Raw genomic sequence first — 6467 nt, 5'->3', positions numbered from 1 at the left:
TTGTTAAATATCCTCCGAGGAGCGCAACAATTGTTGAGGCTAAAAGAAATGAAGAATTCCAGTTTACAATAATAAATGACGCATAATTTAGCAGTTTGTAAATGTAGACAAGGAGGAATATGGCTAAGCCAATTATTGAGCCTAAAATTAAGGGCAGCACCCAATACTTTGCTACTTCAAAGAATCCTTCACTGCTCAGCCTCAAATTTTGTCTGCTCCTCATCTGCACTCTGCTCTATTTCTGCCAGCTTTCTAATGTCGCACGTTCCATACTTTTTGACGACTATAACCAGCAAAGCTAATACTATGGCGGTTACGCAAGTGTCCGTGGAAAAAGCAAGTATCAGAAATGCTTCGCCTAAAGTTCTATTCAAAGAAGAGGCTAACAGCACAAAATTCATTGACGCTGCCACCGCAATAATTTCAATGGAAATTAACACTTTAACAAGGTGACGCTTGGTCAATAAGCCGTAAATGCCAACGGCAAGCAAAACAACCGACAAAATCATGTAATCCATTAGCTTTCACCATCATTTCGCTCATATAGGACTATTGCAATGCCCAGAGCAACGGTCATTATAACAAACCCCTGCAGTATCACGTCTATAGCTCTTAAATTCCAAAGTGCATCAGCAAATGAAAAACTTGGAGAAACATTACCTGGCGTAACAGAAACAGATAAGAAAATTGACGGAAGAGATAAAACAATTGCAAGCAAGGCAACTGGAAAAATTTTCTTTAAGGGCTTCTCCTTTTCTGGTTTCGCGCTTAACATTTCACCAGCCAAGAAGAGAACAGCCAAAGTTCCAGCACCAACAGCCAACTGGAAAACAGCTACAAACAAAGCATCATTTAAAGCATACAAAATAGCCATTAAAACAAACATGCAAGCCAAAGAAGCAACGGAATACACTGCCTCATCAAGGTAGATTGCCAAACAAGCCGAAACAACCAATCCAACAGCAAGCAACTCAACAATCATCCTACAAAACGCCTCCGCTCAAGCTATCTGCTTTAGGCTTTACAATCAAATCGGATTTATTTGTTGAGGCTAACTCGAAAATCTCCGAACTTTTAATCGCATTTCTGGGACAACTTTCAGCACACTGATAACAGAATATGCAGCGGTCCAGATGAAAAAGCGGCCTCAACTTTCCATCAACCTCAACCATCTCAATAGCCTTTGCAGGGCAATCCCTAGCGCACAAGCCACAACTAATGCAGAGATTTATATCAAATACTTGTCTGCCGCGGAAACCGGCGGGAACACGCGTCTTCTCTTCTGGATATCTGTGGGTTGCAGGCTTCTTAAAAAGGTGAACGAGCACTTCCTTCAAAATTGGCGATAACTTAGCCATTCACCTTCACCTCAACAGGTTAAACCACAAGCCCACTCCAACAGCCGCAGCAAGAGAAAGAAACGCAAAAGGCAGAAGCACCTTCCAGTTGACAGCAAGCACTTGATCAATACGCAACCTCGCAAAAACGCATGTCAAATACTCTGTAAGTGCCACAACCACAAGTAGTTTAAGCGTAAACCACAACGTATACCACAAGGCAGATGGACCATAAAAAGTTGGTCCATAGGGGCCGCCTAAGAAAAGTTCAACAGCGATGGCTGCTCCAAGCACTATTTGCACGTCTTTAGCAAGTTTAAGAAAAGCCAATCTTCTACCCGTATATTCAGTTTCGTATCCACCAACTATCTCCGTCTCAGCGTGCGGAACATCAAACGGGTCTTTCTCCAACTCCGCTTGAAGCGTAATAATAAACAGCACGAAAGCCCATGGGATTATAAAGGCAAATGGCACATCCTGATCAGCGGCAATAACTGAAAAACTAAGACTTTTAGCCAAAAAAGCTGGAGCCAATGCAAGAATGAAAAGAGGAATATCATAACCCAAAAACTGAGTCAAAACTCTTGTAGCGCCTATTGCACTGTAAGGGTTAAATGAAGACCAACCTGAAAGGAAAAGAAAGAAATTGGCAATTGAAACTAATGTTAAGACAATAATTAAGTCGCCTTCAAAGTTTGAATTGAAAACGATATTTGCTCCATCAATTGGCAGGAAGACGAATGAGAAAACAAAAATCGAAAATGAGAGAATTGGAGCGAATTTGAAAGCGAACTCTTTTACGTTAAATGGAACAATGTCCTCCTTGGTTAAAAGTTTAACACAGTCAGCAAGCGGTTGAAAAACGCCAAGTGGACCAGTATATGTAGGTCCCATCCTATTCTGCATCCGCGCCTCAATTTTCCTTTCAACCCAATCGCAAAACATTGTAAACAACAAAATGAAAGTGAACCCTGGAAAAACTAGAACACGAAGAATAAACGCTATATCCAAACCCATTTTTGATGCTCCTCTTACCTGTCTGTGCATGAAAAGCACGGATCAAGGCTTACAAAGCTTGCTGGCACATCTGCTATGTTACCGCCTTCAGCGATTTTAACAAAGGATGCAATATTAGCGAAAGTTGGAGTGCGCACTTTAACACGCTCTGGAAAAGCCGTTCCATTACTTTTTATATAGTAAAACAACTCACCCCTAGGCGCTTCAACACGTCCGATAGCCTCGCCTGCTGGCACAATCCTTGGCACCCTGATTCTGTAGGGGCCACTTGGCAAATGTTCTAGGGCATATTGTATTATGTTGATGCTTTCAATTATTTCATCTAAACGAACCATAAGCCTAGCCCAAGCGTCACCCTCATCATAAGTGATAACCCTAAAAGGTATTTCGTTATATGCTGCGTATGGCTCATCCCTTCTAACATCCATATCCACACCAGACCCCCGCGCCACAGGACCAACAACACACAATTTTAACGCGTCTTGCTTGCTTAAGACTCCAACATCTCTTGTTCGCATTTTTAATGTTGAATCATTCTCAAAAAGTTGCCTATAAAAACTCATTTTCTTCTTTAAGTTTGCCAATCCCGCATTAATTTTTGAAATAGCCTCTTCTTTTAAGTCTCTTCTAACGCCGCCTATAGTGATGAATGATGCGATAATTCTGTTGCCGGTAAGTTCTTCCATCATGTCTAATACTGGCTCTCTGTCGCGCCACATGTAATGGAATAGGGTTTCATATCCAATTTCTAAGCCAGCATGACCCAAAAGAAGCATGTGACTATGAATCCTATTCAACTCCAAAATTACCGTACGCAAATACTCGGCCCTAGACGGCACATTCACTCCCATTACCGCCTCAACCGTCTGGCAAAAACAGGTAGCATGACAAGCATTACATATGCCACATATTCTCTCAACCAAGTAAATGTTCTGCAAGTAAGTGCGACTTTCTGCAGCCTTCTCAATACCCCTATGAACATAGCCAATTCTAGGCTCAACTTCCTTCACAATTTCCCCATCAACTTTCAAAGAAAACTTTTCAGGCTCTATCAAGGCAGGATGCTGGGGCCCCACTACAATATTCACTACCCCTTCAGTGGCAGCTACTTGCATATTATCCTCTGAAATGGGAAGGCTATTACTTTGAACATTCGCCACCACAGCATCCTTTCTAAGCGGGAAAACATTTTCCGGCCAATCTTCTGGAAGAATAAGCCTCTTTGGGTTTGGGTGTCCCTCGAATGTTACGCCAAAAAGGTCAGACGCTTCCCTTTCATGGAAATTCGCTCCAGGAACTAGGTCGGTTATGCTTTCAATTTTTGCATTTTCCTTTGGAACATCGACTCTTATGGAAATTATTGTGTTGCAAGTGCGGATGTGATATATTAACTCAATCGTTTCGCCGAGGTCAACGCCTGTAATTGCAGAAATACCCGCATTTCCATCCTGTTTAAGCAGAACTTTTACAGCGTCTCTGTGGGCTCCAGCCTCAACTTGAATACATGCTTTTTCGGGACGCAGAGATTTAGTTTGGAGTACCCTCTCTCCAATTGCATCACTTAAGGCTTTTAAAATTTCATTAATGTTTATCGACATGCCTTGCCTCCCTAATCGAATTAAGCAGTTTTAAAATACCGTCAATTATCGCCTCCGGCTTCGGTGGGCATCCCGGAATATAAATGTTGACTGGAATGACTTTCTCAACGCCGCCAATCACATTGTAATTTCCTTCAAACACTCCGCCTGAACAAGCACAAGCTCCTATGGCAATAACAAACTTTGGCTCAGGCATCTGCTCATAAATACGCCTCAACCTATCCGCACATTGGCGGGTGACAACACCAGTGGTTAATAGAACATCAGCATGTCTTGGCGAAGGTTCAAGTAATATTCCAAAACGTTCAATATCATATCTGGGCGTTAAAAGTGCAGCAACCTCAATGTCGCAAGCGTTGCATGCTCCAGAATTAAAATGAAGAACCCAAGGTGATTTTAGCCTCGCCCAATTTAAAAGACCGGCTCTTCTCGTTAACTGTCGCCTCCATCTAAAAGCAACAAGCCAGACAAAATAACAATAAATAAGTAAATTATGAAGAACAAAACATTTGCCATGTGAATAGCCAATGCAGCAAAAGTCGCTAACAGCACCGACGAGTCCAAAATCACAAAGTATATAAGATACCTATAATGAGAAACGCTGATTTTCAATTTATCAAAATTCACCTTCTCACCACAAGCATAAGCAGATTTACCATTTTCACTACACATAGATTTAGCGGACAACAAACGCCCAAGCGAATAAATTATAGACGATACAGCCAGAATCAAAACAAACGCAACAGCCAGCTCAATAATCACAGACTTACCTCCTTAAACCCGATAATTATGCTTCACTCCTTGCACTTTAACCACCTTCTTTAACCAAGTGCCACAACAACACATAAGCTTTGTAACATGCGCGAAACATGGAAGTTATACTGCTCTTTATTGCACTCATGGAAACAAACGGCAAGATTTAAATTTTATCAAAAATGCTCAAAGCTTCATACATAAGAGTGCATCCAACATCTTCACATAATGTTCCGTTAGTTGCAGCTAACAGAAGCAGAGCATGAAATATGGAATATATCTTTGTGAAAGAGAAAAGCACTGAAAGTTTTAGGCGAAGACGTGGTGATAACGACATATTATGATTGTCTAAGAATCATCCAGATGATTGCTTCTCTTTCAAATATTTGCTGAGTTGCTTCATAATTTCGCTGTAGAACAAGTTTGTAAGCTCTTTTTCGCTTATTTCGTCAATGTTGATTTTATAGTCTAGAAGAATATGTTGCAAACTAACTTGTGCCATCGACTTGAACATTTTTCGGACTAAAGGATCTTCGTGTAAATTTTTCAAAAATTTCCTAAATTGACTTAAAGCCTCGATGTTCGGAATCGCTGGAAAATGGACGCTTTCCAGCACTGCTTGTATTTCATTATCCGGATTTTTTAGTATCTCAGGAATACGATTCTTTAAAGTTTCAGGATTCAATGTAAATGCAAGTAAAACTCCTTTAACAGTCAGAAAGTATTTTGAACCATCCTTTTTCACATAATGTTTTCGCATAAGTAGATCGAGACTTCTATACAGCGCAGCATTTTCCTTTTGCCGTGCGTGATAAATTATCGCTTTAGCATGAGGATCCTTACACCACTCGGAGTAATCCTGAGCTCTAAAGGTTTTAATATACTCAAGGGCTAAATCCCAACAAGATTGTTCGCCTTTAGCTGCAAGCCAGCATAAGATAAAAACGTTCCTTGATGCTTGCTTGCCCTTAAGGCTTGGAATATGATTATATTCACTCTTGCTACGCCTTAAGATTTGTTCGAAATTTTGCAATATTACAATTGACCCCCTTAAACGAGATATTGCAATACTCAATTTGAGAGCATATTTTGATTTGAGCATTATATACATATTTTGGCGGTTGTGACGCCATGGCGAAAAAGGAATTAGTGAATTTGAATGTCAGGGTTCCAGCAACTTTGAAAGAGCTACTCGAGCAATTCGTGAGACTCGACCTGCATACAAATGTTTCGGAGTTTACCCGAGATGCCTTAAGGGAGAAGCTAGCCAGAGACGCACCAGAGCTTTATAAAAGACTTTTTCAGGGGGAGAGGTAATGGGAGAGGTCGTTGAAGTTCAAGTTTCTAAGGGGTTAACTAAGCAAACCAGCGAAAAAGAATGGACTAAAATTGAATATACGGTTAAGGCTAAGCTGGACAGCACAGAAGAACTGAATGTGGCTAAGGCTCAGCTTGAGGCTACCATTGACAGTTGGCTTCAGCAAAGGCTCCAGCAAAAGGCTGAGCAACAACCAGTTTCTAAGCCATACTTGAAGCATGCTGAGGTTTACGAGAAACTAAATTGGGAGAACGGTAGTGGCTCTAGAGGAGCCTACCAGATGATTCGACGAGACAATGTTAATGATGTGCAACTTTACAATCATTTGGAAAACACGCTTAAAGAAAACAAAGGCAACCTAAGCATTGGTAACTGGCATTACTGGCTTGGACAAGAAGGCTTCATTTTCAGACGCGTCAGAAAACTAAAGCAGGCTTAGGAGCT

The 6467-nt window shown here is 41.1% G+C and carries 11 protein-coding genes; 2 read left to right on the top strand and 9 right to left on the bottom strand.

Going from position 1 to position 6467, the window contains the following annotated elements; genetic code table 11:
* The 9 genes from QXW63_08130 to QXW63_08090 all read right to left on the bottom strand — a co-directional run.
* On the bottom strand, positions 1–205 hold a 205-nt coding region (locus QXW63_08130; GenBank protein MEM3461858.1), incomplete at its 3' end, for a hypothetical protein.
* Positions 189–518 carry an NADH-quinone oxidoreductase subunit K gene (locus tag QXW63_08125; protein MEM3461857.1) on the bottom strand — a complete coding sequence of 110 codons (330 nt, stop codon included), beginning with the start codon at positions 516–518 and terminating at the stop codon, positions 189–191. The genes QXW63_08130 and QXW63_08125, both read right to left, overlap by 17 nt.
* Positions 518–982 (bottom strand): NADH-quinone oxidoreductase subunit J, encoded by a 465-nt coding sequence (locus tag QXW63_08120; GenBank protein MEM3461856.1) that lies wholly within the window; start codon positions 980–982, stop codon positions 518–520. Before QXW63_08120 ends, QXW63_08125 begins: the two co-directional genes overlap by 1 nt.
* A 1-nt stretch (position 983) precedes the next feature.
* Positions 984–1358 (bottom strand): NADH-quinone oxidoreductase subunit I, encoded by a 375-nt coding sequence (locus QXW63_08115; GenBank protein ID MEM3461855.1) that lies wholly within the window; start codon positions 1356–1358, stop codon positions 984–986.
* A 6-nt stretch (positions 1359–1364) separates the two neighbouring features.
* A complete protein-coding gene (locus tag QXW63_08110; protein MEM3461854.1) occupies positions 1365–2384 on the bottom strand; it encodes a complex I subunit 1 family protein in 1020 nt (339 codons plus the stop codon).
* Positions 2369–3952 carry an NADH-quinone oxidoreductase subunit C gene (locus QXW63_08105; GenBank protein MEM3461853.1) on the bottom strand — a complete coding sequence of 528 codons (1584 nt, stop codon included), beginning with the start codon at positions 3950–3952 and terminating at the stop codon, positions 2369–2371. Before QXW63_08105 ends, QXW63_08110 begins: the two co-directional genes overlap by 16 nt.
* The gene (locus QXW63_08100; GenBank protein MEM3461852.1) at positions 3936–4436 is read right to left on the bottom strand and encodes an NADH-quinone oxidoreductase subunit B family protein; all 501 of its coding nucleotides are present in this window, start codon (positions 4434–4436) and stop codon (positions 3936–3938) included. Before QXW63_08100 ends, QXW63_08105 begins: the two co-directional genes overlap by 17 nt.
* Entirely contained in the window at positions 4385–4714 is a 330-nt protein-coding gene (gene ndhC / locus QXW63_08095) for an NADH-quinone oxidoreductase subunit A (protein MEM3461851.1), read from the bottom strand. The genes QXW63_08100 and ndhC overlap by 52 nt, the downstream gene beginning before the upstream one ends.
* Before the next feature lie 346 nt (positions 4715–5060).
* Positions 5061–5738, bottom strand: a complete 678-nt coding sequence (locus QXW63_08090; protein ID MEM3461850.1) for a hypothetical protein — start codon at positions 5736–5738, stop codon at positions 5061–5063.
* Positions 5739–5836: 98 nt separating this feature from the next.
* On the opposite strand from QXW63_08090, the gene QXW63_08085 reads away from it, so the two are divergent.
* Both QXW63_08085 and QXW63_08080 read left to right on the top strand, forming a co-directional pair.
* Positions 5837–6022, top strand: coding sequence for a ribbon-helix-helix domain-containing protein (locus QXW63_08085; GenBank protein ID MEM3461849.1), 186 nt, complete (start codon positions 5837–5839; stop codon positions 6020–6022).
* Positions 6022–6462 carry a hypothetical protein gene (locus QXW63_08080; GenBank protein ID MEM3461848.1) on the top strand — a complete coding sequence of 147 codons (441 nt, stop codon included), beginning with the start codon at positions 6022–6024 and terminating at the stop codon, positions 6460–6462. Before QXW63_08085 ends, QXW63_08080 begins: the two co-directional genes overlap by 1 nt.
* The last annotated feature ends 5 nt before the right edge of the window (positions 6463–6467 follow it).

Source organism: Candidatus Bathyarchaeia archaeon (assembly GCA_038873195.1).
Classification (GTDB): Archaea; Thermoproteota; Bathyarchaeia; order Bathyarchaeales; family Bathycorpusculaceae; genus DSLH01.
This window is presented reverse-complemented; position numbering and strand designations above follow the sequence as displayed.

Bases quoted from the DNA above. Each gene is read 5' to 3' on its own strand.
- QXW63_08110 (MEM3461854.1), bottom strand. From the start codon at position 2,384: ATGCACAGACAGGTAAGAGGAGCATCAAAAATGGGTTTGGATATAGCG.
- QXW63_08105 (MEM3461853.1), bottom strand. From the start codon at position 3,952: ATGTCGATAAACATTAATGAAATTTTAAAAGCCTTAAGTGATGCAATT.
- QXW63_08080 (MEM3461848.1), top strand. From the start codon at position 6,022: ATGGGAGAGGTCGTTGAAGTTCAAGTTTCTAAGGGGTTAACTAAGCAA.
- QXW63_08085 (MEM3461849.1), top strand. From the start codon at position 5,837: ATGGCGAAAAAGGAATTAGTGAATTTGAATGTCAGGGTTCCAGCAACT.
- QXW63_08115 (MEM3461855.1), bottom strand. From the start codon at position 1,358: ATGGCTAAGTTATCGCCAATTTTGAAGGAAGTGCTCGTTCACCTTTTT.
- QXW63_08120 (MEM3461856.1), bottom strand. From the start codon at position 982: ATGATTGTTGAGTTGCTTGCTGTTGGATTGGTTGTTTCGGCTTGTTTG.
- QXW63_08125 (MEM3461857.1), bottom strand. From the start codon at position 518: ATGGATTACATGATTTTGTCGGTTGTTTTGCTTGCCGTTGGCATTTAC.